This window comes from Sphingomonas sp. CFBP 8760, assembly GCF_014841615.1.
Classification (GTDB): domain Bacteria; phylum Pseudomonadota; class Alphaproteobacteria; order Sphingomonadales; family Sphingomonadaceae; genus Sphingomonas.
Genome location: NZ_JACYUG010000006.1, coordinates 188,201 through 214,092 on the forward strand (window position 1 = coordinate 188,201; position 25,892 = coordinate 214,092).

Genomic DNA, 25,892 nt, shown 5'->3' on the forward strand with positions numbered 1-25,892 from the left:
CGTTCCCGGCCCTGGCCATCCGGCGGACGGTCGACTGTTTCCAATACGTCACACTGGCCCCTGAAACTTGACGATCCAGCCACCGGCCCACGCGACGAATCTTGACGGCGCCGGGGCCGATTGAATAAATAAAAATGACTTAAGAAAAGGCATCGGCGGCAGGATTGTCAGCGGATGCCGACGTGGGAGGATGATGATGGGTGATTTTCGCAAGCCGCTGCGCCGTATGTTGCTGGTTTCGGCGGCATCGCCCGTCATGCTGGGTATCGTCGCGCTGACGGCGACTTCCGCTGCGGCACAGACCGGCAACACCGCCGGCGCCCCCGCCACCAGTCAGGACCCGGTCGCGGCGCCCGATCAGTCGGACGGCGACGCCGATATCGTCGTCACCGGCATCCGCGCATCGCAGGCCCGGTCGATCGAGGTGAAGCGCAACGCCGACAGCGTCGTCGAGGCGATCAGCGCGCAGGACATCGGCAAGCTGCCCGACGTCACCATCTCCGATTCGCTCCAGCGCATCTCCGGCGTCCAGATCCGTCGCAGCGCCGGCGAGGGCGCGGAGGTCAACATCCGTGGCCTGCCGCAGGTCACGACGCTGATGAACGGCGAGCAGTTCCTGGGCGCCAACTCGGTCACCTCGGTGCAGCCGAACTTCACCGACATCCCGTCGCAGCTGTTTTCCGGCGCCACCGTGTTCAAGTCGCCGACCGCCTCGCTCCAGCAGGCGGGCCTGACCGGCACCGTCGACTTGCTGACCCGCCGGCCGTTCGACTTGAAGCGCGGCCTGACCATGTCCGCCGCCGCCGAGGCGCAGTATGGCGACCGGACCGACAAGTTCAATCCGTCGGTCAACGGCCTGTTGTCGTACAATGCCGGCCGCGTCGGCCTGCTGGTGTCGGCGGCGTACAGCGACCTGACGCTGGGCAACAGCTATCGCGGCGTCCAGGATTACGGCGTGGCGATCCGCAGCGAGCGCAACTTCGTCGACAACGGCGTGACCCGGAACGATTTCGGCGTCGGCCTGCCCGCGGGCCAGTTCCGCGGCACGGCGGTGCGTCAGAACGGCGCCATCGTCGGCTATGACGTGAACGGCGACGGCGATGCCAATGACGCCTTCATCACCCCGCAGGCGCACACCGCGTGGAACCGCATCACCAGCCGCGAGCGTTTCGGCGCCAACGCCTCGCTCCAGTTCCAGATCAACGACGCGCTGAAGCTGACCGCCGACGGTTTCTACACCCGCCAGACCCAGTATGACCGGACCGCCGGCTTCCAGTTCGCCGCGATCGACTGGCAGTCGTCGCCCTTCCTGCCGACCCGGTCGACCAACACCGGCGCCGGCATCCGCGATCAGCGCGGCACGCTGCTCGATCTGAACACTGTCCAGACCTACCAGTACGACATGCCGAATTTCGACAGCTATGCGGAAACGTTCCGGATCAAGTCGGAATCGCAGAACTACAACCTGCAGCTCGACTGGGACAATGGCGGCAACCTGAAGGCGACCGTTCGCGGCGTCTATGGCAAGGCCAGCCGCAAGTCGGATCAGTCCTACACGCAGTTCAGCCTGACCAACGGCACGCAATGGGCCTATAGCGGCGTCGGCAACTATCCCGCCGCGCTGGGCGGCGATGTGCGCTTCAACCCGACCGGCTATGCCCCCTACAGCCAGCAGGCCACGGTCGACTACAGCAGCGGCGCCCCCGTCTTCACCTTCCCCCAGGCGTTCCTGACCCAGACCCAGGATCTCGGGCGTTATGGTCTGAAGACGATCTCGTCGGAGAACAACGTCTATCAGGACGGCGACATGTACGCCTTCCGCGGCGACGCCGAATGGAGCCCGAGCGAGCAGTTCTCGCTGAAGGTCGGGGGCCGCTACGGCAAGCGCAGCGTCGATCAGTTCACCTTCGAGCGGGTTTCGCCCTTCTACGCCGGCAACCGCGACAACGCGCAGAACCCGGCCGCCGGCTGCCTGGTCAAGTGGAAGGCGTTCGACGTCAACCTGAACGACGGCGCGTGCAGCGTGCGCGACGCATCGGGTGCGGCCTACACCGCCGGTTACACCCGGCTGGCCAGCGACCCCGTGTTCGCCGGGCTCATGAAGCAATATTCGCTGCCCGCCGCCGGTACGCCGCCGCTGTACGTCCTCGACCCGAAGGCGATGGACGATTCCGAGGCGTTCCAGAACAAGTTCTATCCGGGCAGCATCAACAACGTGAACCCGGCGGACTCGTTCGGCATCGATCTGAAGCAGATTTCGGGCTATGCCGAAGTCAGCGGCGAAGGCGACATCTTCGGCCTGCCGTTCCGCGCCAATGGCGGCCTGCGCGTCGTCAACACGCGCTTCAGCGTCCGCCAGAACATCGTCGGTGCGCCGCAGCCCTATGGCCTGTCGGGCCGGGATACCGGCGACGTCGTGACGAAGCGCGACTTCACCGATTTCCTGCCGGCGTTCAACGTCGCGGTCGACCTGACCGACAAGCTGCGCGCCCGCGCCGCCTATTCGAAGACGATGACGCTGCTCGACTTCCTGCAATGGGGTGGTGGCCTGAACGTCGATTATGCGATCAACACGCAGATCACGCCCAACCGGTTCGAGGCGACGGGCGCCAACGCCCGCGGCAATCCGCAGCTCGATCCGTGGCGCGCCGACAATGTCGAGGCGAGCGTGGAATACTACACCGGCCGGTCCAGCCTGATCGCGGCGGGTGTGTTCTACATCTCGGTCGACAGCTTCATCGCCAACGCCACCATCTTCCGCAACGACATTCCCGACAATGACGGCGTGATCCGTCGCCCGGTCCCGGTCCGCACCGCGGTGCAGGGCGAAGGCGGCACGCTGAAGGGCGTCGAACTGTCGACCAAGCAGTCGCTGGCCGATTACGGCGTCGGCGGCTTCGTCGGCGGCTTCGGTGTCGATGCCAACTACACGCTGTCGCTGGGCGATGCCGGGCTGACCGATCTGGCCGGCAACAAGCAGCCGTTCCAGGACAATTCGAAGCATCAGGCGAACGCCGCCCTGTGGTACGAGCAATATGGGTTCCAGGCCCGCGTCGCCTACAACTACCGCTCGAAGCGTCTGGTCTCGTCCGATTACGGCGGCATCGGCGGGCTGGCGCAGTATCAGAAGCCGACCAGTTATCTCGATGCCTCGGTCAGCTACGATATCCTGCCGAACGTCACCCTCTACGGTCAGGCGTCGAACCTGACGGCGGAAACCGAGCGTTACTACCTGACCTTCTCCGATCAGGTCCTGTACGAGAACGTCTACGAACGTCGCTTCATCGGCGGGGTCCGCGTCAAGTTCTGATCGGTTCGCACCATCATCCTCCCAGCCTCGCGCCGCATCCGCCACCCGGTCGATGCGGCGTTTTTTTCGATCGGTCCGGGTTTCATCATCCTGTTACGGTGGCGGCATGGATAGCGACGCTTTCTCCTCTTCTTCTTCCCCGATCCGGTCGATCGTCATCGTCGGCGGCGGGACCGCCGGCTGGATGGCGGCGACCTATCTCGCCCGCCGGCTCGCGCATCTGCGCCTGTCGATCACTGTCATCGAAAGCAGCGCGATCGGTACGGTGGGCGTCGGCGAAGCGACCGTGCCGGCGATCCGCGATTTCTTCGCGGCGATCGAACTGGGCGAACCGGAGGTGCTGCGCGAGACCGAGGGCACGATCAAATACGGCATCCGCTTCGCCGGCTGGCAACGGCCGGACCATGCCTTCTTCCACCCTTTCGGCCTTTACGGCATGCCAGCGCGCGGCGTCGCCTTCCATCAATACTGGCTGAAGATGCGCGCCGCCGGCGATACGACGCCGCTCGACCGGTTCAGCCTGTGTACGCAACTGGCGGAACGCGGCCTGTTCCTGCCGCCGACGGACCGGCCGCAGAACGATCTCGGCGTGTTCGACTTCGCGGTCCATTTCGACGCGTCGAAGTTCGCCGCTTTGCTCGGGCGGCTGGCACGGGCCAACGGCGTCGCGCATGTCGACGCGCGGATCGACCATGTCCACCGCCACGGCGGCGATGGCCGGATCGAGGGGGTGACGCTGGCCGATGGCCGCCGCATCGACGGTGACCTGTGGATCGACTGTTCGGGCTTTCGCAGCCTGTTGCTGGGCGAGGCGCTGGGCGTGCCCTATGTCGACTGGCGCCACTGGCTGCCGTGCGACCGCGCCGTCGCCATCCCCTGCGCCGCGGCGGTCGACGCGCACAGGCCGCTGACCACCGCGACCGCGCGCAGCGCCGGCTGGCAGTGGCATATCCCGCTGCGCCACCGCATCGGCAACGGCCATGTCTACTGCTCGGACTTCATCGACGATGCCGCGGCCGAGGATGTGCTGGTCGCCCATATCGAGGGGGCGCCGCTGGCCGCGCCCAACCGGTTGCGCTTCACCACCGGCCACCGCGCCCGGTTCTGGGAAAACAACGTCGTCGGCCTCGGCCTGTCGTCGGGGTTTCTCGAACCGCTGGAATCGACCAGCATCACCCTGATCCAGTCGGGGCTGGAACGTCTCGTTGCGCTGTTCCCGGACCGGGCGATGGACCCCCGGCTGGCGGCGACCTACAACCGCCAGTCGGTGCTGGAGTTCGAACGGATCCGCGACTTCCTGTTCCTCCATTACTGGTCGAACCGGCGCGAGGGCGAACCCTTCTGGGATCACATGCGCGGTCTGGCCCCACCGGAAACCCTGCAGGTCAAGGTCGACGCATGGCGGGCCGGCGGGGAGTTCGTCCGCAACGAATGGGATACGTTCCAGGACCCCAGCTGGCTCAGCATGTATACCGGGTTCGAAGACCTGCCGGTTCGCCACTCGCCGCTGGCCGACCAGTTCACCACCGCCGAACTGGCCGACACCTTCGCGCGGATGCAGGCGGCGATCGCCGCCACGCTGGCCCATGCCGAACCCCATGTCCGCTTCCTCGACCGGCTGCGACCGGCATGATCCCGTCCTGCCGACCCGGCGGCCGGCCTTGATCCGGACCCATTACATGCCGATACCGTTGAATTCGGCAAAACGATTGATCCATTGCGCGCGGGCCGTAGGGTGGAAGGGATAATGGTCAGTGACCCGGTCCCACCCCCCGCTTCGGCCCCGCCCCCCGCTTCGGCCCCATCCCCGGCCAGCGCCAATGGTCAGCCCGGCGTTCAACCCGGCGCCCGGCCCGCTGGCGGCGACACCAGCCGGCTGTTCGGGGCGAACATCGAACATGCCGGCCTGCACAACCAGCGCGTCGTGCTCCACACCATCCGGATCGCCGGTCCCTCGACCCGTGCCGCGATCGCCGGGGTGACGGGGCTGACGCCGGCCACCGTGGCGAACATCACCAACCGCCTGCTCGAAGAGGGATATCTGGAACGGGCAGGCCAGCGGCGCGGCGGGCGCGGGCAACCCGCGACCCGCCTCGTGATCCGCGCCGATGGCGCGTTCTCGATCGGCATCAACATCGATCGCGATCATCTGACGATGGTCGCGGCCGATTTCAGCGGCACGGTGCGTGCGCGCATCGGCCGCGACCTGCCCTTCCCGATGCCCGCCGACGTCCGCCGCTTCTTCCGGGAAGAGGTCGGTCCGCTGCTCCACCGGGCGGCGATGCCCGCCCATGCGATCATGGGGATCGGCGTCGCCCTGCCCGACGATCTCGGCGCGGTCGATCTGCCCGGCCGGCCTGCGGGATACGACTGCTGGTCCTCCACCGACATCCCGGCGCTGTTCGGCGGGGTGTTCGACGAGCCCCGCGACATCCCTGTGCTGGTCGAGAACGATGCCGCCGCGGCGGCGATCGGAGAGATGCAGTTCGGGCTGGGCCAGCATGTCGCCAGTTTCTTCTATCTGCTCGTCACGTTCGGGCTGGGCGGCGGCGTCGTCGTCAACGCCCTGTACGATCGCGGCGCCGATGGCCGCAGCGGCGAGATCGGCTTCATGACGGTCGACGACGGCGCCGGCGGGCGGACCGCGTTGCAGAACATCGTCTCGCTCGCCGGGCTGAACCGGATGCTGGCCGATGCCGCGCCCGCCGGGGGCAGCCATGAACCCGGCACGGCCGATCCTGCCGCTCGCGCGATCGTGGACGAATGGGTGGAGCGTGCCGCGCAGGCGCTGGTCCAGCCGTTGATCGCGGTCAACTGCCTGCTCAATCCGGGCGCGATCCTCATCGGCGGCCGCCTGCCGATCGCGCTGGTTCACCGGCTCGCGCGTCGCACCACCGACCTGATCGCCGCGCAAGGCGGCCATATCCCCGCCCTCGCCCCGATCGAGGCGGGCGCGCTGGCCGAGGATTCGCCGGCGGTCGGCGCCGCGCTGCTGCCGTTCGGCCATCTGATGCTGCCCGCCGATTCCTCGGCCATCCGCCAGCATGTCCGCGCCATGCCTCCCGCCCTGGCAAGCGCGTCCTGATACCGACAAGATTTCAAGAGGTTTCAATGAATCACGATCTGAAGCGCGCCGGCATCGCCGGCGTGGAACTGGGCGGCACCAAGTGCATCGTCGCGCTGGCCGACGCCGGACATGCGATCATCGACCAGCGATCGATTCCCACCACCTCCCCGACCGAGACGCTGGCGGGGATCGAGGCGGTGCTGGACGAATGGTGGCACGTTCGCGCCTTCGCCTCGCTGGGTGTCGCCTCGTTCGGCCCGGTGGACCTCGACCCGGCATCGCCGGCTTATGGTCATATCACCTCGACCGCCAAGCCGGGCTGGCGCGATACGCCCGTCGCCGACCGTCTCGCCGCGCGCTATCCGGTTGCCGTGACGTTCGATACGGACGTGAACGGCGCCGCCCTGGCCGAAGGGCGATGGGGGGCCGCGCAGGGGCTGGACGACTATGCCTACATTACCGTGGGCACCGGCGTCGGCGTCGGCCTGATCGTCAACGGCCGTCCCACGCGGGGGCTGGGCCATTGCGAAGCCGGGCATATGCGGATCGCCCGTCTCGCCGGCGATGACTGGTCCGGCGCCTGCCCCTATCACGGCGACTGTGTAGAGGGGCTGGCCGCCGGCCCGGCCATCGCCGCGCGGCTCGGTGGTCGGGGCGAACATCTGGCGGACGATCATCCCGTCTGGCTGACCGTCGTCGACGCGCTGGCGCAGATGGCACAGGCGCTGGTGTCGGCCACCGGCCCGCGCCGACTGCTGATCGGCGGCGGGGTGATCGCGCACCGCCCCTATCTGATCGATGCGATCGACCGGCGGCTGCGGGCGCTGATCGGCGATTATCTGCAACTGCCGCCGCGCGATGCGGGCTATGTCCGCGCGCCCGGTCTCGGCATCGCCGCCGGGCCGCTCGGCCCGATCGCGCTGGCATTGTCCGGCCATAACACCAGGTCAAAGCCGCTTGCCGAATAACGAAAGATGATGTCTTAATTCGGCAACCGCCGTGGTGCCATGGTATCGCGGGCAATCAAGAATGAATTCAGGGGGGATGGCATGATGGTCCGGAACAGGCGCGCGCATTGGGGCACTGCGATGTCAGCATTGGCGTCGACGTTGACGATCGCGCTGGCCGCCCTGCCGTCGTCGGCGGCGGTGCCTGCCGATGGCGGGCCGTATAATGCCAGCTTCCTGCCCGGCGGGATCGGGATCGAACGACCGCTGCCGGGGGCGACCGGCCTCGCCGCCGCCGGCGCGCCGTACAGCCTGACGAGCTGGGTTCGCGCCGATCGCGACATGGCCGGAATCGTCACGCTGATCGCGATCGGCGACGGGCGGGCGCTGACGATCGACGACGGCCGCGTCGCCATCCATGATGGCCGGACGGTCGTTCGCGGTCCCGCGCTGGCGGCGGGCCGCTGGACGCATGTCGCGGCGGTGTCGGACGGAGGAGCGCTGACGCTCTATGTCGATGGCCGCCGGGTGGCCGGTGGGCGTGCCGCCGCGGCCGCGGTGACGCCGACGCTCCTGATCGCCCCCGCCCTGCCCGGCCGCCCGCATTTCGGTGGCACGCTGGTCGGTGCGGCGGTCCACGATACCGCCCTGTCGCCGGCGGAGGTCACCGCCGCCATCCGCGCCCGCCCCGATTTTGCGGTCGTGCAGCTATGGCAGGTCGGCGTCGGCTGGCCGTTCCAGAAGCAGGCGAGCATCGGCCTCACCCGACAGCAGGACGCGTGGACGCTGCCGCAGTCGAAGGGCGGGGCCTTCACCGCCCCGGTCGCCAAGCCGGTATCGACCGCGCCCGTGGTGCAGCCGGTCGCCCCCGGTCGCTGGCAGATCAACGGCTGGCAACTCGCCGCCGCGCCCGAGGTGACGGGCGATGGTGCCGCCTTGTCCCGCCCCGGCGTCCGCGCCGATGGCTGGCGGGCCGCGACCGTGCCCGGCACCGTGTTGCAGACGCTGGTCGATCGCGGCGTCTATCCCGATCCCTATTACGGCCTCAACAACCTCAAAATCCCGGAAAGCCTGGCGCGGCAGGATTACTGGTACCGCACCAGCTTCACCGTGCCCCCGGCGGCGGCGGGCAAGCGGCTGACGATCATGTTCGGCGGCGTCAACTACGCGGCGGAGATGTGGGCGAACGGCCGCCGTCTGGGCGACACGCGCGGCGCCTTCATCCGGGGTCAGTTCGATTATCTGCCGGTCGCCGGCGAAAACGTGATCGCGGTGCGCGTGTCGCCGCCCCCGCATCCCGGCATCCCGCACGAACAGTCGGTGACGGCGGGGGTCGGCGAGAATGGCGGCCAGCTCGCCATCGACGGCCCCACCTTCGTCGCGACCGAGGGGTGGGACTGGATACCCGGCATCCGTGACCGCAACACCGGGCTGTGGCGCCCGGTCGAGCTGATCGCGCACGGCGACATCCGCATCCTCGACCCGCATGTCGTCACCGATCTGCCGCTGCCGCGTACCGACCGCGCCGACATCTACGTCACCGTGCCGATCGAGAACGCCGGCACCGCCAGGCCGGTCACGGTCCGCGTCGCCTTTGCCGGCGTGACCGTCGACAAGACCGTCACCGCCCCCGCCGGCCGCAGCGAGATCGCGTTCACGCCCGCCGAATTCCGCCAGCTGCGCGTCGCCGATCCCCGATTGTGGTGGCCCAACGGCTATGGCGACCCGTACCTGTACGACGTCACCTATCAGGTCAGCGACGCCGCCGGCCTGTCCGACAGCCGGCAGGACCGGTTCGGCATCCGCGAGGTGAGCTACGACCTGTCGCTGTTCGATGCCGGGGGCGCGCTCCGCCGCGTCAACGTCCAGACCACCGACGGCGCCCTGGCCGGGGCCAGGCTGATCGACGTCCGGCACGGGGCGATCAAGGAATCCCCGCGCGGCTGGGCGGAATCGCTGACCGCCGCCGGCACCACGTCGAAGGCGGTGACCGCGATCGACGAGGTGCTTCCCGAACCGCATCTGACTATCCGGGTCAACGGCGTGAAGATCGCCGCGCGCGGGGGCAACTGGGGCATGGACGACGCGATGAAGCGGGTCAGCTACGACTGGCTGAAACCGTTCTTCCGCCTTCAGAAGGAGGCGCACATGAACGTCATCCGCAACTGGATGGGCAATAATTCCGAAGAGGAGTTCTACGATCTCGCCGACGAGAACGGCATGATGATCCTGAACGATTTCTGGCAGTCGACCCAGAATTTCCAGATCGAGCCGGACGATGCCGGCCTGTTCCTCGCCAACGCGCGCGACACCATCGCCCGCTATCGCAACCACCCCTCGATCGTCCTGTGGTTCGGCCGTAACGAGGGCGTGCCCTATCCGGCGCTGAACGAGGGGCTGGACAAGGCGGTGTTCGAACTGGACGGCACCCGCTGGTTCACCGGCAGCTCGAACGTCGTGAACCTGCAGGGCTCCGGCCCCTATAACTACCGGCCGCCGGTCGGCTATTTCACCGATCTCGCCACCGGTTTCTCGGTGGAGACGGGCACGCCCTCGCTGTCCACCGCCGAATCCGTCGCCAGCTACACCCCCGCCGCCGACCGCTGGCCGCTGGGCGACGTGCTCGCCTATCACGACTGGCATTTCGCGGGGAACGGCGACACGAAGACGTTCATGCAGACGCTCGACACGATGTTCGGCGCGGGCACCAGCTTCGCCGATTTCGAGCGCAAGGCGCAGATGATGAACCTCGAAACGCACAAGGCGATGTACGAGGGGTATCAGGGACACCTCTGGACGAAGAATTCCGGCCGGCTGCTGTGGATGACGCATCCCGCCTGGCCGTCGAACGCGTGGCAGATCTATTCGTGGGATTACGACACCCATGCCGCCTATTACGGTGCGAAGAAGGCGGTGGAGCCGCTCCACGTCCAGCTGAACATGCCCGGCAACGAACTGGTCGTGCTGAACACCACCCGCGCGGACGCCCGTGGCCTGACCGCGAAGGTGCGGGTCGTCGGGCTCGACAACGCCGACCTGTTCACCCGCACCGACCGGGTCGATGCGCTGGCCAACCGGGCCACGGCGCTGGCCGCCGTCCCGCTCGACCGGCTGTTCGCCGCGCATCCGATGGTGCTGGTCAGCCTGACGCTGAACGATGCCGCCGGACGGACGGTATCGGAGAACTTCTACTGGCGCGGCCGCGACACCACCGCCTATCGCGCCCTGAACGCCCTGGCCCCCGCCGCCCTCACGACCAGCGCCACCGCGCCGGTCGTCGATGGCGAGGACAGGGCGATCACCGTGACGCTGGCGAACGATACCGGGGTGCCGGCGCTCAACGCGAAGCTGACGCTGGTCGATGCGGCGGGCCAGCGTATCCTGCCCGCCTATTACAGCGACAATTACGTCTCGCTCCTACCGGGCGAGCGGAAGACGGTGACGGTCCGCTATCCCGCGACGGTCGGGGCGGCCCCCCGCCTCACCTTGCGGGGCTGGAACGTCGCGGAGGGATCGGTCCCGACCGGTGGCGCCGCCGTGCCACCACGCTGACGGCGATGCCATGGGCCGGGGCGGCACGGCTGGCATGTAACCGGGATACGGCCCCCGGCACACGCCGCGAACAACGTCGGGCGGTCCTTCACCGTCGCGCCTGATGACAGGCGCGACGGGCCACCCCTTCGTATCCGAAACCGTCGCCAAGTTGATCGAGATCATTTTTTGCGACGCTGCCCAAGGAACGGACAAGCGCTCCCCGGCGTCCGGCATGAACCTGGATTTGACGAGGCTGCATGACCGGACCGACATTGGTGTTTCTCCACGCGCTCGGCGCCAGCGCGGGGGAGTGGACACAGGTCATCGACCGTCTGGGCGGATACGAATGTCTCGCGCTCGACCTGCCCGGCTTCGGCGATGCCGCCGATGCCGGCCATGCCGACGTGGCGGCGATGACGGACTGGCTGGCGGACCTGATACGCGCCCGCCGGATGGCATCGTGCGTGATCGTCGGGCACAGCATGGGCGGCAAGATCGCGACTTTGGTCGCCGCGCGCGCTGCCGCCGGTGATGCCGGATTGTCCGGCGTGCTGGGTGTCGTGCTGGTCGCGGCCTCGCCCCCCGCGCCCGAACCGATGGACGAGGATCGCCGGGCCGGGATGATCCGCTGGTTCGCCGACGGGCGCATCGCCCAAGGTGATGCCGCGACCTTCGTCGATGCCAACACCGCCGCGCCGCTGCCGGGTGCCCTGCGCGACCGCGCCATCGCCGACGTGATGCGCTCGAACCGGGAAGCGTGGCTGGGCTGGTTGGAGCGCGGCAGCCGCGAGGACTGGCGCGCCGCGGCGGGACGGATCACCATCCCCGCGCTGATCGTCGCCGGGGCGGAGGACGGCGATCTGGGCGAGGACGCGCAACGCCGGCTCAACCTGCCACATTATGTCACGGCCGATCTGCGGGTCGTGCCGGATGCGGCGCACCTGATCCCCTATGAGCAACCGGAGGCGCTCGCCGCCCTGATCCGCGATCATGCCGCGATGGTCGCGACGTCGATGCTGCCGGCGGATTTCGTCCGGCTCCTCGCCTCCGACCGGGTCAGCCGCAGGACGCGCGCCGCGATGCTGGACCGGATGCGCCCCCCGGTGCCGGCGACCGCGCCCTGGACCGACCTCGACCGGGAAACCGTCGCCGCACTGGTCGCGCAGGTCCTGCCCGGTGGCGGTGGCGATCTGGCCGATCGCATCCTGACGGGGATCGCCGACGGCCCCGGCGACGGCTGGCGCTTCGCCGCGCTGCCGCCCGATGCCGAGGCATGGCGGCGCGGGCTGGCGACGTTGAACGCCGTCACCGGCGATTTCGCGATGCTGCCGTCCGCCGCCCGGGCGGACTGGCTGGATCGCCTCGCCGGCGGGGAAGTCGGCATCGCGGATGACGGGGCGCGGCTTTCCCCCGCGCAGATGGCACTGTGGTTCGAGGACGTCCGCGCCGAAACGGCCCGCACCTGGATGTCGCTGCCCGCGACCATGGCGGCGATCGGTTATGACGGGTTCGCCGTGGGCGGCGATCGTCCCCGCAAGCAGGGCTATACCCGCACCGGTGCCGACGATCCGGAAGCCTGGCAAATCGCGCCGGAGCCGGTGGCGTGAGCACGATCGGGCATGACGCGACGACGCCTGTCGACGCGGTCGTGATCGGCACGGGCGCGGGCGGCGCACCGCTGACCGCCCGTCTCGCCAAGGCGGGCCTGTCGGTGGTCGCGCTGGAGGCGGGACGCGCCTTCCGCCCCGACGATCACGTCGCGGACGAGGTCGCGGCCGACATCTACTGGATGGAGGAACGGCTGAGCGGCGGCGCCACCCCCACCGCGTTCGGGTCGAACAATTCGGGCATGGGCGTGGGCGGATCGACGCTGCACTGGGGTGCCTTCTGCCCCCGCCCCGACCCCCGTGACCTGCGGCTGAAGACGCTGACCGGCGAAGGCGCCGACTGGCCGATCGACCATGCCGAACTGATCCGCTATATCGAGGAGGTGGAGCGGTTCACCGGCGTGTCGGGTCCCGCCGCCTATCCATGGGACGCGGCCCGCCGCTACGCCTACCCGCCCGTGCCCCGCAACGCGGCGGCAGACGCGATGGCGCGCGGCTGCGCGGCGACCGGCATCATCGCCACCGATGCGCCCGCCGCGCTCGTGTCGCGCGATCACGACCAGCCGCACTGGGGACAGCGTCAGGCCTGCGTCAATTGCGGCACCTGCCATCAGGGATGCCGCAACGCCGCCAAGACCAGCATGGACACCACCTACCTGCCCGTCGCCGCCGCCCATGGCGCCGATATCCGGGCCGGATGCCGGGTGCTGTCGTTCGAGTTCGACGGCACGGGCCGGATCGGCGCGGTCGTCTACCATCAGGACGGCGAGGAACGTCGCCAGCGCTGTTCCACCGTCTTCCTGTGCGCCGGCGGGGTGGAGACGCCGCGCCTGCTGCTCAATCTGGGCATCGCCAATTCCAGCGGTCAGGTCGGGCGTAACTTCATGGCGCATGTCGCGACGCAGGTCTGGGGCCGGTTCGATGCCGACATGCGGATGAACCGCGGCTACCCCTCGTCCCTCATCAGCGAGGACATGATACGACCGGGCGACGCGGGCTGCGCCGGCGGCTACCTGATCCAGAGCCTGGGCGTGCTGCCCGTCAATCTGGCCAACGGGCTGGCGCGCGGCGCGGGCATGTGGGGCGCGCGGCTGGAGGCGATGCTGCGCGGCTACAACCGGATGGCGGGGATCGGCATCAACGGCGAATGTCTGCCCCATGCCGACAACCGGCTGACGCTGGCCGACGAAACCGACGCCTTCGGGCATCGCAAGGCGCGGATCGATTTCAGCTATCACGCCAACGAACAGGCGATCGATCGCCATGCGCGGCGCACCCTGACCGCGATCTGGCAAGCGGCGGGCGCGCAGGACGTGCTGGCGGTCGATCGCTCCGCGCATACCATCGGCACCTGCCGCATGGGGCATGACGGCGACCGGGCGGTGGTCGATCCCGACGGGCGCAGCTTCGACATCCCCAATCTGCTGATCTGCGACAACTCCGTCTTCCCCAGCGCGCTGGCGGCCAACCCCGCGCTCACGATCATGGCGCTGTCGCTGCGCACCGCCGACCGTTTTCTCACCTCGGACCGTTGAGGAGTTCATCATGGATTTGGGTATCGGCCATCGCATCGCGCTCGTCAGCGGCGCGGATTCCGGCATGGGCAAGGAAACCGCCCGGCTGTTGCTGGAGGCGGGCGTCCGCGTCGCCGTCACCGACCGAGCGGACGGAACGCTGGATGCGGCGGTGGACGAGCTGTCGTCGCTGGGCGAGGTCATCGGGGTCACCGGCGACGTCACGAACCCCGATGACGTGCGGGCGATCTGGGCATCGGTGCGCGACCGGCTGGGCGATCCGGATATCTACGTCAACGCCGCAGGCGTCACGGGGGCGACGGGCGATTTCCTCGATGTCGACGATGCCGGCTGGCTACAGACGCTCGACATCAACCTGATGGGGGCGGTGCGGATGTGCCGCGAGGCCATTCCGGCGATGCGTCGTGGCGGCTGGGGCCGGATCGTCCTGTTCGCCTCCGAAGACGCGGTGCAGCCCTATGTCGACGAACTGGCCTATTGCGCGTCGAAGGCGGGCATCCTCAGCCTGGCGAAGGGGCTTTCCAAGGCCTATGGCGGCGATAACGTGCTGGTGAACACCGTCTCACCCGCCTTCATCGCCACGCCGATGACCGACAAGATGATGCGCAAGCGCGCCGACGAGCGCGGCGAACCCTTCGAGGCGGCGATCGACAGCTTCCTCGCCGAGGAGCGGCCGGGCATGGTCCTGAAGCGGCGCGGACGCGCGGAGGAAGTGGCGGCGGCGGTCGCCTTCCTGTGTTCGGAGCGCGCCAGCTTCATCAACGGGGCCGGCCTGCGGGTGGATTCCGGGTCCGTCTTCACCATCGCCGGATAAGATAAACACCACGATGTCATGGGGATATTAGCGGCGCGTCGATCGCTTGGTCCCGTGACACGATGACACGGGATCATGACGATGGCTAAAACAGCGCCTAGAACAGCAGTAGTGACGGGCGGCAGCGCCGGTATCGGTCTGGCGACGGCGGAAAGACTGGCCAAGGCGGGCTGGCAGGTCGCGATCATCGCGCGCGATCAGGAACGGCTCGACGCCGCGCGCGCCATGCTGGCGGCGCACGGCACGGCCATCCTGGCGATCAGCGCCGATGTCGCCGATGCCGAGGCCGTCGATGCCGCCGCCGACCGGATCGAGCGGGAACTGGGGCCGATCGGGGCATGGGTGAACAACGCCATGTCGACCGTGGTGGCCCCAGCCGACCGGATCACCCCGGCGGAGTATCAGCGGGTCACCGGGACCACCTATCTCAGCCAGGTGTACGGCACGCTGGCCGCGCTGCGCCATATGAAGCCGCGCGGACACGGGGCCATCGTGCAGGTGTCGTCGGGTCTCGGGATTCGCGCGGTGCCGTTGCAGGCCGCCTATTGCGCCGCCAAGTTCGCGGTATCCGGCTTCACCGATGCGCTGCGCGCCGAACTGATCGGCGACAAGGTGCCGGTGACGTTGTCGGTGGTCTATCTGCCCGCGGTCAACACGCCGCAGCCGGGCTGGGCGCGTAACCATACCGGGCGTGAACAGGTTCTGCCCGATCCGCTGTTCGATCCGCGCCTGTGCGCCGAGGCGATCGTGTCGGCGATCGACCATCCCCAGCGCGAGATCTGGGTGGGGCGCTCCACGCTCCAGATGGCGATCGCGCAGGCGCTGGTGCCGAACTTCGCCGACCGGCAGGCCAGCGGGTTCGCGGAGCAGCAACTGGGCGACGCGACGGGATCGAAGACCGGCAACCTCGATGCGCCCGTGCCCGGCCCCGCCCGGATCGACGGCGACGCCACCGACCGCGCGATCTCGAACCGGCACGAATTCTTCACGTCGCGCCAGCGTGACATGCTCAAGATCGGGATCGGCGGCGGGATCGCCGGGCTGGGGGCGCTGGCCGGCTTCGGCCTCTCGCACCTGCGGTCACGATCGAACCGCAACGGCTGATATCCGGGGGTCAGGCCGGCGGCGCCACCATCCCGGCCAGCCGCCTGCCCGACAGCCATGCCGCCTCGACCCGGCTGCCGGGCAGCCAGTCGCCGCAGACGCCCAGTCGCCGCGCCCCGTCCCACAGCGCGTCCTGACCCAGCCGTCCCGATTTCGCGTAGCGCCAGCGATGGGCGCTGGTGGCGATCGGTGACGGCAGGTCCACGCCGCTGTCTTCGGTGAACGCCGCGATCAGCGCCCCTTCCACGCTGGCGGGGTCGTCCTCGATATGCTCGGTCGACCATGCCGCGGTCGCCTGCAATACCCACGCCTCCGCCGCGGCGCGACCGGGCTTGGACGAGTTGCGCACGGCGGAGGCGATGATGCCCCGGTCGGCCAGACGATCGGCCCCGATCGGCAGCCGCCGGTCATAAGCCGCCATCACCGTCCAGCACGGATCGGACGGCGTCGCCCGCGCCTGCCCGGCCCAGTCCGGCCGGTATGCCTCGACCAGCGGGGCGACCTGTTCGGCGGGCACCGCGACGATCGCCGCGTCGAACGGCATCGCGTCGACATCGTCGCCATGGCAGGCCCAGCCATCGCCGGTCCGCGTCAGCCGGTCGATACGGCGATGCCAGCGCACGTCCAGATGCGCGGCGAGATCGCGGATCGGGGCGTTCATCGCCGGGGTGCCGACCCAGGCATCGTCACCCGCCGCCGCCCAGCGCGCGACATGGCCGCCATCGGCCCAGCGTTCGATCCGGGCGACGAACGCCGGGTCGCGCGCGGTCATGTATTGCGCCCCGTGATCGAACCCGATCTCGCCAAGGTCGGTCGTCAGCCGCCGCGTCGACATGCGACCGCCCGGACCACGCCCCTTGTCGAACACGACGACGTCATGGCCCGCCTCCACCAGCGCGGTCGCGCAGGACAGGCCCGCCATGCCGGCCCCGACAATCCCGATCCGCATCCGTTATTCCTCCAGCAGCCGTGCCGTGGCCTCATGACCCGGCCCGATATACGCGTTGCGGGGCAGCGTCGCCGGCACCGACACGGCGGGGACCGCCCGTGATGCCGCCGTCGCCAGCCATGCCGCCCCGCCATCCCGGTGGCGGGTCGATCCGTCGCCGCGCCGCGCGACCCGGCCATAGACCGCCCGCTCGTTATCGGCGGGCGCGCCCGCGAACATCGCCGCGATGTTGCCATAGGTGGACGGGTCCCGGCCATCCAGGCTCAGTCGATCGTTCAGGTAACAGGCGGTGGCCCAGGCGGTGTCGGGATCGGGCGTCATCGCGATGATCCGCTTGCCCCAGTACATGCGCAGGTTGTTGTGCATCCAGCCATCGATCAGGAACTGGCGCTGGCAGGCGTTCCAGCTTTCGTCGCGCGTCTCGCCGCGCAGCATCGCCGTCAGCGTCTCCGCCTCGGGCCGGGGATCATCTGCATGGTCCGCCAGCGTGTCCCGCGCCCAGGCCGGCACGCGGTCGTATCGGGCCGGCGCGTCCAGCGTGCGTGCCTGATGGTGGAACCACTCGCGCCAGCCGAGCAGTTCGTCGGCGAACTTGGCCTTGTGCCGGGCACCGGCGGCGGCCGCCGTCACCGCGGCCATCACCTCGCGCGGCCCCAGCACGCCGAAATGGAGATAGGGCGACAGTCCGCTCGCCCCTTCCGGTCGCGTCGCGTCGTTGCGGGCGGTGGCGTAACCGGGCAGCACGTCCGCGACCAGCCGGTGCAGCCGGTCCTGCGCCGCGACGCGACCGGCCGGGTGCATGACGCTGGCCGGCAGGCTGTGATCGATCGACAGCCCGGCGATCAGCGCGTCGGTATCCATCCCCTCGATCCGGTCCGGCGTGAAGGGCAGCGGGCCGTCATGGGGCGCGACCGTCGGCACCACGTCCTCCCCCGCCATCCAGCCGGCCCGCTCCGGCTCGTGCCGCCGCAGGAAACCGGATCGCCCGCGCACATCGTCGCCGATCACGGCGGGCGGGACCAGGCAGGCCGCGTTGACCGCGAACACCGCCACGGCCGCGCGCGCGGCGACCCGTTCCGACTGCCGGCGCGCGACGAAGGCAGGCTGATCCTCCAACACGATCGCCGCGGCGTTCGCGCCGAGGCGGTGGACCAGCCCACGCTCACGATGCCCGGCACGATCGACATGGTGGACGCAGGTCAGCCCCCGCGCCCGGCAATCCGCCGCCAGATCGCGACCGGCCCCCAGGATGAAATGGTGCAGGCGATCCGACGCATAGGGATAATCCTCGGCGATGCCGTGATAGACCAGCACCGGCAGCCGCAATGCGTTGCCGAGGCACACGGCCGCGTCGATCACCGGGTTGTCGCGCCCCCGCAACGCCTGTTGCAGCCAGCACAGCACATGATCCCCGGTCGTGCCAAGGGGCTGGTCGTTGAGCGCACGCACCCGTGGCGCCTCCCGCCAGTCGGCAAGCCCCGTCGGCAGATCGCGCGTCATCGCTTCATGCTCCCCGACATCCGTCCTGTCCGCCCGGCCGCACGGGCGGAGGCCCGGCGCCAGGCCACGAACGCGATCACACCCACGCCACCCAGCGCGACGATCGGTACCCCGCCGCCGCCCGGGCGGCCACGCGGCTCCACCTGTTTTCCGCCGGGCGGGTGATCGTCATACCGCGACAGGTCGACATCCTTCGACCGCCCCCCGAACAGCTTGCCGGTGACGCGGCGCACCACGGGGCGGCTCGCCACGTTCAGCACCGCGTGCAGCAGGCGGATACCCGGCCGGCTGTGCGGATTGGCGAGGCGCGGCGCGATCGTCGGAACGCCCTGTGCATCCTCGACCATCGGCCGCATCGCCTGTTCATAGGCGGCGAACGCCGTCGGCACGTCGGCGGTGCGGATCAGTTCCGCCGCCAGCACATAGGCACCGGTGATCGCCAGCGTCGTGCCATAGCCGGCGATCGGGGTGGCGCACCACGCGGCGTCGCCGGTCAGGGCCACGCACCCGGCCGACCAGCGCGGCATCCGCACCTGCCGAAGGACATCGAAATAGAAATCGTCGGTGTCCGCCATGCCGGCCAGCACGCGCCCGGTCTGCCAGCCAGCCCCGGCAAAGCGGTCCCGCAGCCACGATTTCTGGCGGTCGGCGTCCCAGTCCTGCTCGCCGCCGGGCGGTTGCTGCACCGACAGCATGGCGCGGGTGGTGCCGTGCCGGTCGGGGCGGAGCGACACGCTGCGACCGCCCGGTGCGTTGTACCACCGCCACATCCGGTCATCGTCCGGCATCCGCGGGATGGTGAAATAGGCGATCGTCAGGTTCATCCAGCGCGACCGGTTCTCCCCCGGGAACACCAGCGCGCGCGTCGCCGATCCCACCCCCTCCGCGATGATGACCGCGTCATATCGCTCGACATGGCCGCTGGCGAAGGTGACGGTCGCCCCCGTGCCGGCCTGCCCGATATCGGCGATGCGATCGCCGAAGCGATAGGTCGAATGCTCGCGGGCCGCGTCGTACAGCAATCGGGCCAGGTCGCCGCGCAATATCTCCATCTCGGCGGTCGGCCCGTCGGTGCCGTCGGCGGGGAAAGCGGCCGCCACCCGGCCGTCCCCCCCGACCCATGCCGTGCCCTCCTCGCCCGTACCATGATCCAGCGCGGCGCGCTCCAGCCCCATCCGGCGCATCACGTCGCGACCGACGCCGCGAACGTCGATGTTCTGGCCGCCGTCACGGAAGGCGGGCGCCCGCTCGACCACGGTGACGTCGAAGCCGGCGCGGCCAAGCCACCAAGCGACGGTATTGCCGGCGACGCTCGCGCCGGCGATCAGGATATGGCGGGACATGGAAAGGCTGCTCCTCGTCCCGCTCAACGATCGGCAGCCGATAAGTCGCCCGGCCATCCCGATAATCCGCCCGATACTCCGTGCCGCCATGCCGGGGCGGCGTTTGCCCGGCTGGCGCGTTCCGGCCATCATGAGCCACTCCCATGACCGCTATCCCTATAGCGCCATCGTCGATCGCCCGGCCTATGACTGGCCGGGCGGCCGTCGCCTCGCCCTCTATCTGGGCGTCAATCACGAGGTGTTCGATTTCGGCGGCGGAATGGGACCGCAACTCGCCCCGTCGCAGACCGAACCCGACGTGATGAACTATGCGTGGCGCGATTACGGCAACCGCGTCGGGGCATGGCGGTTGATCGGCCTGTTCGACCGGCTGACGCTGCGCACCACCGCGCTGCTCAATGCCGATGTGCTCGACCGGTGCCCCGGTCTGGCGGAGGCATGTCGGGACCGGGGCGACGAGATCGTCGCGCACGGCGGCAGCAACGCGAAGGCGCAGGGCAGCATGTTCCGCCCCGGCGAGGACCGGATGATCGCCGACGTGACCGACCGGCTGGCCAGTCTGGGCGTCCGCCCCACCGGATGGCTGGGTCCGTGGATTTCCGAAAGCCGCCACACCCCGGATCTGCTCGCCAAGGCCGGCTATCGCTATGTCCTCGACTGGGCGCATGACGATCAGCCGACCCGTCTGTCGACCGCCCATGGCGGGTTGCTGTCGGTGCCCTATTCGCAGGAGATCAACGACCTGCCCGCCATCGTCGCCCGCCATCAGGAGGCGGAGGGGTTCGCGGGGATGATCCGCGATGCGGTCGCGCAGTTGCTGTCGGAATGCGATCGTCGCCCGCTCGTCCTCGGCATCGCGCTCCACCCCTTCATCATGGGGCAGGCGCACCGCGTGCCCGCCCTCGCACGGGTGCTGACCGAATTGCGCGAGGCCGACGATCCCCGCATCTGGTGGACGACCGCCGGCGAGATCGCCGCGCATGTCGAGGCGAACGGACTGGCCGCCTGACCCGCCCCGCCCCGTTGCGCGGCGATCAGCCGGTCAGGCCGCCGTCGGAACCAGCCCGACCGGCGATCGACCCGCCCCCGTCCGGACCTGACCGGACCGGCGCACCTGCGCGCCACGTCCGCCCCTGTCGGGCCGCGCGACCTTGAACCGGCTGGCCTGATCGGCAAGCTGCCCGACATCGCCCGCCAGATTGCGCGCGGCGGCGGAGGTCTGTTCCACCATCGCGGCGTTCTGCTGGGTCGATTGGTCCATCATCCCGATCGCCGCCGAAATCTGGGTGATCGCCGCCGACTGCGCCTGATTGTCCGCCGCCATCGTCGCCAGCAGTTCATGCACCTGCGTCACGTCGCCCGAGATGTTGGCAAGTGCGCCATCGACCTTGGTCACCGCTTCGACCGCGGTGACGATATCGGTCTGCGTCATCGTCAACTGGTCACGCGCCCGCTTGGCTTCTTCTTCGGCCCGCATCGCCAGCGCCGACACCAGATCGGCCACCACCGCAAAGCCACGCCCGGCATCCCCCGCCCGGCCCGCTTCGACCGCGGCGTTCATCGCCAGCACCCGCGTCTGGAACGCGATCTTGTCGAGACCCTCGATGACGCTGTCGATGCCCTTGGCACTGTCGCTGACGCGGCCCATCGCCTGCACCGCCTCGTCCGCCACCGCGCGACCGCCACCGACCGTGGCGATCGCCTGATCGGCGCGTTCCACCGTCCGTGTCGCCGCCACCGCCGACGCACGCAGGCGGCCGTCCATCTGCGTCACCGACGCGGCGGTCTGCTCCAGCGAGGCGGCGTTGCTTTCGGTGCGGCGCGCCAAGTCTTCGGACGCCTGCGCGATCTCGCCGGAGCCGGTGCGGATCGCGGTCGCGCTTTCCGATACCGAGCCGATCAGGTCGTGCAGCCTGTGCAGCGCGCCGTTGAAGTTGGCCTTCAAGGCCGCATATTCGGCGGGGAAATCCGTATCGATCGTCGTGGTCAGGTCGCCCCCCGACAGGTGCGACAGATGGATGGATACGGTATCGACCACCATCTTCTGCTCGGCATCGGTGCGGGCCTTCGCCTGATCGGCCGCCTGTTTGGCGATGCCGTCCTGCCGGAACACGGCCACCGCGCGCGCCATCTCGCCGATCTCGTCATGCCGTTCGGTACCGGGCACGGACAGGTCGTGGCGTCCCTGCGCCAGCGCGGTCATCATCTGCCCCATCGCCGCCACGGGGCGAAACATGACGCGCGCCGCGATCATGCACCCGGCAGCGGCGATCAGGGTCACCACGATGGCGATCGCCAGTTGCCGGCGCTCCACCGAATCGACCTGCGCGAAGAAGTCCGCGGTCGGGATGCCGACGAACAGCACGCCGATCACCCGGCCATCGGCATCCCTGATCGGATCATAGGCGGCGAAATAGGGCTTGCCGAGGATATCGGTCGTGCCGCGATAGCGTTCGCCACGGCCCAGCACCGCGTCATGGGCCGGCCCCTGCTTCAGCGTGGTGCCGATCGCCCGCTTCCCGTCGTCCTTCTTAACGTTGGTGCTGATCCGCATGTCCTCCCGGAATATCGTCGCCGTGCCACCGACCAGCGACTTGATGCGGTCGACCACCGCATCGTTGCCGTTGAGGAGCGTCCCGCCGACATAGAGGCGATCGCCCTCGGCCCGGAAGCCCTTGCCGGCGGTATGCAGGACCGACCAGGCGACGCGCATGTTGCTTTCCTGGCGCTCGGCACCCTGGATCGCCGCGCTGTCGTACAACACGGTATGCATGCCGATCGCGGTCGTCGCGGACAACGCGATCAGGGCGATGACGATCATGATCGTCATCTTCGCCGACATGCGCAGCCGGTTGAGCGTGTTGCCGATCGCCCTCGTCATGGTCACTTCCTCGCATTCCGGTACGGGGCCGCGGTCGACGGCCGGTCGAATGAACGGGGGGACAAGCCCGATCCGCATCCCGCCGTCCCCATTATCCGCCGAATATTATAGCAGTCTTAATGCCCTTTCCGCCGCGGCCGCCGATGCGGACATCCGGCCGGAACATCCATGTTGCGTCACGGCGACCATCGGGCATGATGCCGCGGCAACCACGCCGGGAACATCCTTTGCGCCTTACCCTCGCCCTTACGCTGCCCACCCCCGCCCCCACGCCCGTCATCGCGGAGCGGGCGAAGTGAGGGCGCCGTCCGCCCTGCGCCTCGCGGCGGTCGCGTTGCTGCTCGCCGGTGGCGGCGGCGCCGTCCACGCACAGGCCGACAAGCCCGCCGCGACCCCCGCGAAGAAGGCGGAGGACACCACGAAACGGCCGCCGCTGCCCGCCGACCGATCCATCGCGCAGACCGCGCGGATCGGCGGCCGGACGATCGCCTATCGCGCCACCGTCGGCACGATCACGGTTCGCGACGACACCGGCAAGGAGATCGGGCAGGTCACCTATACCGCCTACACGGTGCCCGGCCGCGATCCCGGCCGCCCCGTCACCTTCGCCTTCAACGGCGGACCGGGGGCGGCATCCGTCTACCTCAATCTGGGGGCGGTCGGGCCGAAGCGCGTGCAGTTCGGCGCACAGGGGGATGCCCCGTCCGATGCGCCGATCGCGCGCGACAACCCCAACAGCTGGCTGGATTTCACCGATCTGGTCTTCATCGATCCGATCGGCACCGGCTTCAGCCGCAGTCTGGTCGACGAGGCGGAAACGAAGAAGGTGTTCTTCGCGAACGATCCCGATATCCGGTATCTGTCCAAGGTCGTCTACGACTGGCTGGTCGGGGAGCGGCGGCTGCGCTCGCCCAAATACCTGATGGGCGAAAGCTATGGCGGCTACCGCGCGCCGCGCATCGCCTATGAACTGCAATCGCAGATCGGGGTCGGCGTGAACGGCCTCATCATGGTGTCCCCCTATCTCGACCCCGCCGTCGGTGACGATGCCACCGCCCTGTCCCCCCTGCCATGGATGATCGGCCTGCCGTCGATGGCGGCGGCGACGCTGGAACGGCAGGGGCGGCTGACCCCGGCCGCGATGGCCGATGTGGAGGCGTATACCCGCGGCGATTTCGCCCGCGACCTGCTGCGCGGCCGATCCGATCCGGCGGCGACGGACCGGATCGTCACGCGCGTCACCGAACTGACCGGGCTGGAACCCGCGCTCGTCCGCCGGCGCGGCGGCCGGATCGACACCGGCACCTATCTGCGCGAGATCCACCGCGCCGACGGGACGATCGGCAGCGTGTACGACTCCAACGTCACCGCCTTCGATCCCTTCCCCTGGTCCGCGCAGCAACAGTCGAACGATCCGATCCTCGACGCGCTGATCGCCCCCACGACCAGCGCGATGGTCGATTTCGTCACGCGCGAGGTCGGATGGAAGACCGACGCCCGCTACAACGCGCTGTCCTATGCCGTGAACCGCGCCTGGGATCGCGGCAAGCCGGCGGACACGCCGGTCGCCGATCTGCGCAAGGCGATCGCCAACGATCCGAAGATGCGGGTGATGATCGTCCATGGCTGGGACGACCTGTCCTGCCCGTTTTTCGCCTCCCGCCTGATCGTCGACCAGATGCCGGCCTTCGGCCAGGCCGAACGCGTGCAGCTCCGCGTCTATGCGGGCGGCCACATGTTCTACAGCCGCAACGACAGCGGCGCCCAGTTCAAGGCGGATGCACGACAGATTTACCGGTGAAGCCGGTCACGGCGACATTCTGGATGGCTCGCGCAGATGCCGCTGCGCGACCGCCCTCACCCGATGCCGCGCGCATCGGTCCGCCCCGTTTCCGGGGCGGTCGGCGAATGTTTGATAATTAAATGGCGGAGAGGGTGGGATTCGAACCCACGGTACCCGTGAGGGCACGCCGCATTTCGAGTGCGGTACATTCGACCACTCTGCCACCTCTCCGCAGAAGGAACGGGCCGGTCGCGTGAACGACGGGCCGATCGGTCGAGGGCGGGCCTCTAGCCCAAGGAATCGCGGCGCACAAGCCCGTTACGGCACGTCGTCGCCACCCCGGTCGCGTCCGCGATTCGCGGCTCGGCTTGTTGGCCATCGCGACAGCGCCTAGATGATGGGGATGCCCCGTCACGTCCACCTCGATCGCTCCGCCCCGTCCCGTCCGCCGTCGGGCGGGGCGGAGCCGGTCGCCCCGCCGATCGCGCATGCCCGCTTCACCATCGGCGATGTCGTGCGCCACCGTATGTTCGATTTCCGCGGCGTGATCTTCGACATCGATCCGGTCTTCGCCAATACCGACGAATGGTACGACGCGATTCCCGAAGGCATCCGGCCGCGCAAGGACCAGCCCTTCTATCACCTGCTCGCCGAGAACATCGAATCGAGCTACGTCGCCTATGTCAGCCAGCAGAACCTGGTGCCGGACGACAGCGACGAACCGATCGACCATCCCGCGATCCCCGGGCTGTTCACCGGCTTTGCCGACGGGCGCTACCGCCTGCGCGACGAACATCGCCACTAACCGTCGCCGGGCGCCTGCGCGAGGTTGACAAGCGACGCCCCTTTGCCTAGCTGGCCCTTCTTCCCGCCGGGCCATTGTCCGGCGTGGACTATGTATTTTGGAAAGTGATGAGGGCCATGTTCGCAGTCGTGCGCACGGGCGGCAAGCAGTATCGCGTCGCCGCAGGAGACAAGATCGTCGTCGAGAAGATCGACGGTGACGCCGGTTCGTCCGTGACGCTGGGCGATGTCCTGCTCGCGGGCGAAGGGTCGGAAATGAAGTCGGTTGCCGGCCTGACGGTCGCTGCCGAGATCGTGGCGCAGGCGAAGGCCGAAAAGGTCATCGTCTTCAAGAAGCGTCGCCGTCACAATTATCGTCGTCGCAACGGCCATCGCCAGAACCATACGATCCTCAAGATCGTTTCGGTCGGCTGAGCGGCACGCGAACAGGAGGTATTCGACATGGCACATAAGAAAGCAGGCGGTTCGTCGCGCAACGGTCGTGATTCGGCCGGCCGTCGTCTCGGCGTGAAGAAGTTCGGCAGCCAGGAGTGCGTCGCCGGCAACATCCTCGTGCGTCAGCGCGGCACCAAATTCTATCCGGGCGCGAACGTCGGCATCGGCAAGGATCATACCTTGTTCGCGCTGGTCGATGGTCGCGTCGCGTTTGCCAAGGGCAAGCTCGGCCGCAGCTATTGCTCGGTAGAGATTATGGCAGAGGCCGCCGAATAACAT

Annotated in this window: 18 protein-coding genes and 1 tRNA gene; 14 read left to right on the forward strand and 5 right to left on the reverse strand. The window is 68.9% G+C overall.

All coding sequences use genetic code 11. The features are described from left to right. Positions 1-190: 190 nt before the first annotated feature. From IFT82_RS10285 to IFT82_RS10325, 9 genes are all read left to right on the forward strand, one after another. Complete coding sequence (locus tag IFT82_RS10285; protein WP_244646658.1) at positions 191-3,310, forward strand: TonB-dependent receptor; 3,120 nt, start codon at positions 191-193, stop codon at positions 3,308-3,310. 106 nt (positions 3,311-3,416) lie between these two features. Further along, entirely contained in the window at positions 3,417-4,943 is a 1,527-nt protein-coding gene (locus IFT82_RS10290; protein WP_192126334.1) for a tryptophan halogenase family protein, read from the forward strand. A 114-nt stretch (positions 4,944-5,057) separates the two neighbouring features. Next, positions 5,058-6,395 (forward strand): ROK family transcriptional regulator, encoded by a 1,338-nt coding sequence (locus IFT82_RS10295; RefSeq protein WP_192126335.1) that lies wholly within the window; start codon positions 5,058-5,060, stop codon positions 6,393-6,395. A 26-nt stretch (positions 6,396-6,421) separates the two neighbouring features. Further along, positions 6,422-7,345: an ROK family protein gene (locus IFT82_RS10300; RefSeq protein WP_192126336.1), complete on the forward strand. Its 924-nt coding sequence runs from the start codon at positions 6,422-6,424 to the stop codon at positions 7,343-7,345. Between the two features lie 120 nt (positions 7,346-7,465). After that, positions 7,466-10,876, forward strand: a complete 3,411-nt coding sequence (locus IFT82_RS10305) for a glycosyl hydrolase 2 galactose-binding domain-containing protein (protein ID WP_192126337.1) — start codon at positions 7,466-7,468, stop codon at positions 10,874-10,876. A gap of 239 nt (positions 10,877-11,115) precedes the next feature. Continuing rightward, positions 11,116-12,465, forward strand: coding sequence for an alpha/beta hydrolase (locus IFT82_RS10310; protein ID WP_192126338.1), 1,350 nt, complete (start codon positions 11,116-11,118; stop codon positions 12,463-12,465). Continuing rightward, complete coding sequence (locus tag IFT82_RS10315; protein WP_192126340.1) at positions 12,462-14,000, forward strand: GMC oxidoreductase; 1,539 nt, start codon at positions 12,462-12,464, stop codon at positions 13,998-14,000. The genes IFT82_RS10310 and IFT82_RS10315 overlap by 4 nt, the downstream gene beginning before the upstream one ends. A gap of 10 nt (positions 14,001-14,010) precedes the next feature. After that, positions 14,011-14,814, forward strand: a complete 804-nt coding sequence (locus IFT82_RS10320; protein WP_192126342.1) for an SDR family NAD(P)-dependent oxidoreductase — start codon at positions 14,011-14,013, stop codon at positions 14,812-14,814. Between the two features lie 81 nt (positions 14,815-14,895). Further along, positions 14,896-15,918 (forward strand): SDR family oxidoreductase, encoded by a 1,023-nt coding sequence (locus IFT82_RS10325; RefSeq protein ID WP_192126344.1) that lies wholly within the window; start codon positions 14,896-14,898, stop codon positions 15,916-15,918. Between the two features lie 10 nt (positions 15,919-15,928). Here the strand turns inward: IFT82_RS10325 and IFT82_RS10330 are convergent, their stop codons facing one another. The 3 genes from IFT82_RS10330 to IFT82_RS10340 are packed head-to-tail and all read right to left on the reverse strand — an operon-like array spanning position 15,929 to position 19,710. Then, the gene (locus IFT82_RS10330; RefSeq protein WP_192126346.1) at positions 15,929-16,867 is read right to left on the reverse strand and encodes an NAD(P)/FAD-dependent oxidoreductase; all 939 of its coding nucleotides are present in this window, start codon (positions 16,865-16,867) and stop codon (positions 15,929-15,931) included. Positions 16,868-16,870: 3 nt separating this feature from the next. Further along, positions 16,871-18,367, reverse strand: a complete 1,497-nt coding sequence (locus IFT82_RS10335; RefSeq protein ID WP_192126348.1) for a deoxyribodipyrimidine photo-lyase — start codon at positions 18,365-18,367, stop codon at positions 16,871-16,873. Then, positions 18,364-19,710, reverse strand: a complete 1,347-nt coding sequence (locus IFT82_RS10340; protein ID WP_199860428.1) for an FAD-dependent monooxygenase — start codon at positions 19,708-19,710, stop codon at positions 18,364-18,366. The genes IFT82_RS10335 and IFT82_RS10340 overlap by 4 nt, the downstream gene beginning before the upstream one ends. 130 nt (positions 19,711-19,840) lie before the next feature. Here IFT82_RS10340 and IFT82_RS10345 point away from each other — a divergent pair, with 130 nt between their 5' ends. Continuing rightward, a complete protein-coding gene (locus IFT82_RS10345) occupies positions 19,841-20,719 on the forward strand; it encodes a polysaccharide deacetylase family protein (protein ID WP_192126351.1) in 879 nt (292 codons plus the stop codon). Positions 20,720-20,752: 33 nt separating this feature from the next. Here the strand turns inward: IFT82_RS10345 and IFT82_RS10350 are convergent, their stop codons facing one another. Next, the gene (locus IFT82_RS10350; protein ID WP_244646659.1) at positions 20,753-22,591 is read right to left on the reverse strand and encodes a cache domain-containing protein; all 1,839 of its coding nucleotides are present in this window, start codon (positions 22,589-22,591) and stop codon (positions 20,753-20,755) included. Positions 22,592-22,886: 295 nt separating this feature from the next. Between IFT82_RS10350 and IFT82_RS10355 the strand changes: the two genes are divergently transcribed. Continuing rightward, positions 22,887-24,392, forward strand: coding sequence for a S10 family peptidase (locus IFT82_RS10355; protein ID WP_342355092.1), 1,506 nt, complete (start codon positions 22,887-22,889; stop codon positions 24,390-24,392). Between the two features lie 123 nt (positions 24,393-24,515). Here IFT82_RS10355 and IFT82_RS10360 read toward each other — a convergent pair. Then, a tRNA-Ser gene (locus tag IFT82_RS10360) sits at positions 24,516-24,605 on the reverse strand. 172 nt (positions 24,606-24,777) lie between these two features. Here IFT82_RS10360 and hspQ point away from each other — a divergent pair. The 3 genes from hspQ (at position 24,778) to rpmA (ending at position 25,889) form a co-directional block, all read left to right on the forward strand. Then, entirely contained in the window at positions 24,778-25,179 is a 402-nt protein-coding gene (hspQ, locus tag IFT82_RS10365) for a heat shock protein HspQ (RefSeq protein WP_446740960.1), read from the forward strand. Between the two features lie 116 nt (positions 25,180-25,295). After that, the gene (gene rplU / locus IFT82_RS10370) at positions 25,296-25,592 is read left to right on the forward strand and encodes a 50S ribosomal protein L21 (protein WP_192126353.1); all 297 of its coding nucleotides are present in this window, start codon (positions 25,296-25,298) and stop codon (positions 25,590-25,592) included. Between the two features lie 27 nt (positions 25,593-25,619). Continuing rightward, positions 25,620-25,889: a 50S ribosomal protein L27 gene (gene rpmA / locus IFT82_RS10375; protein ID WP_056531103.1), complete on the forward strand. Its 270-nt coding sequence runs from the start codon at positions 25,620-25,622 to the stop codon at positions 25,887-25,889. Positions 25,890-25,892: the final 3 nt, after the last annotated feature.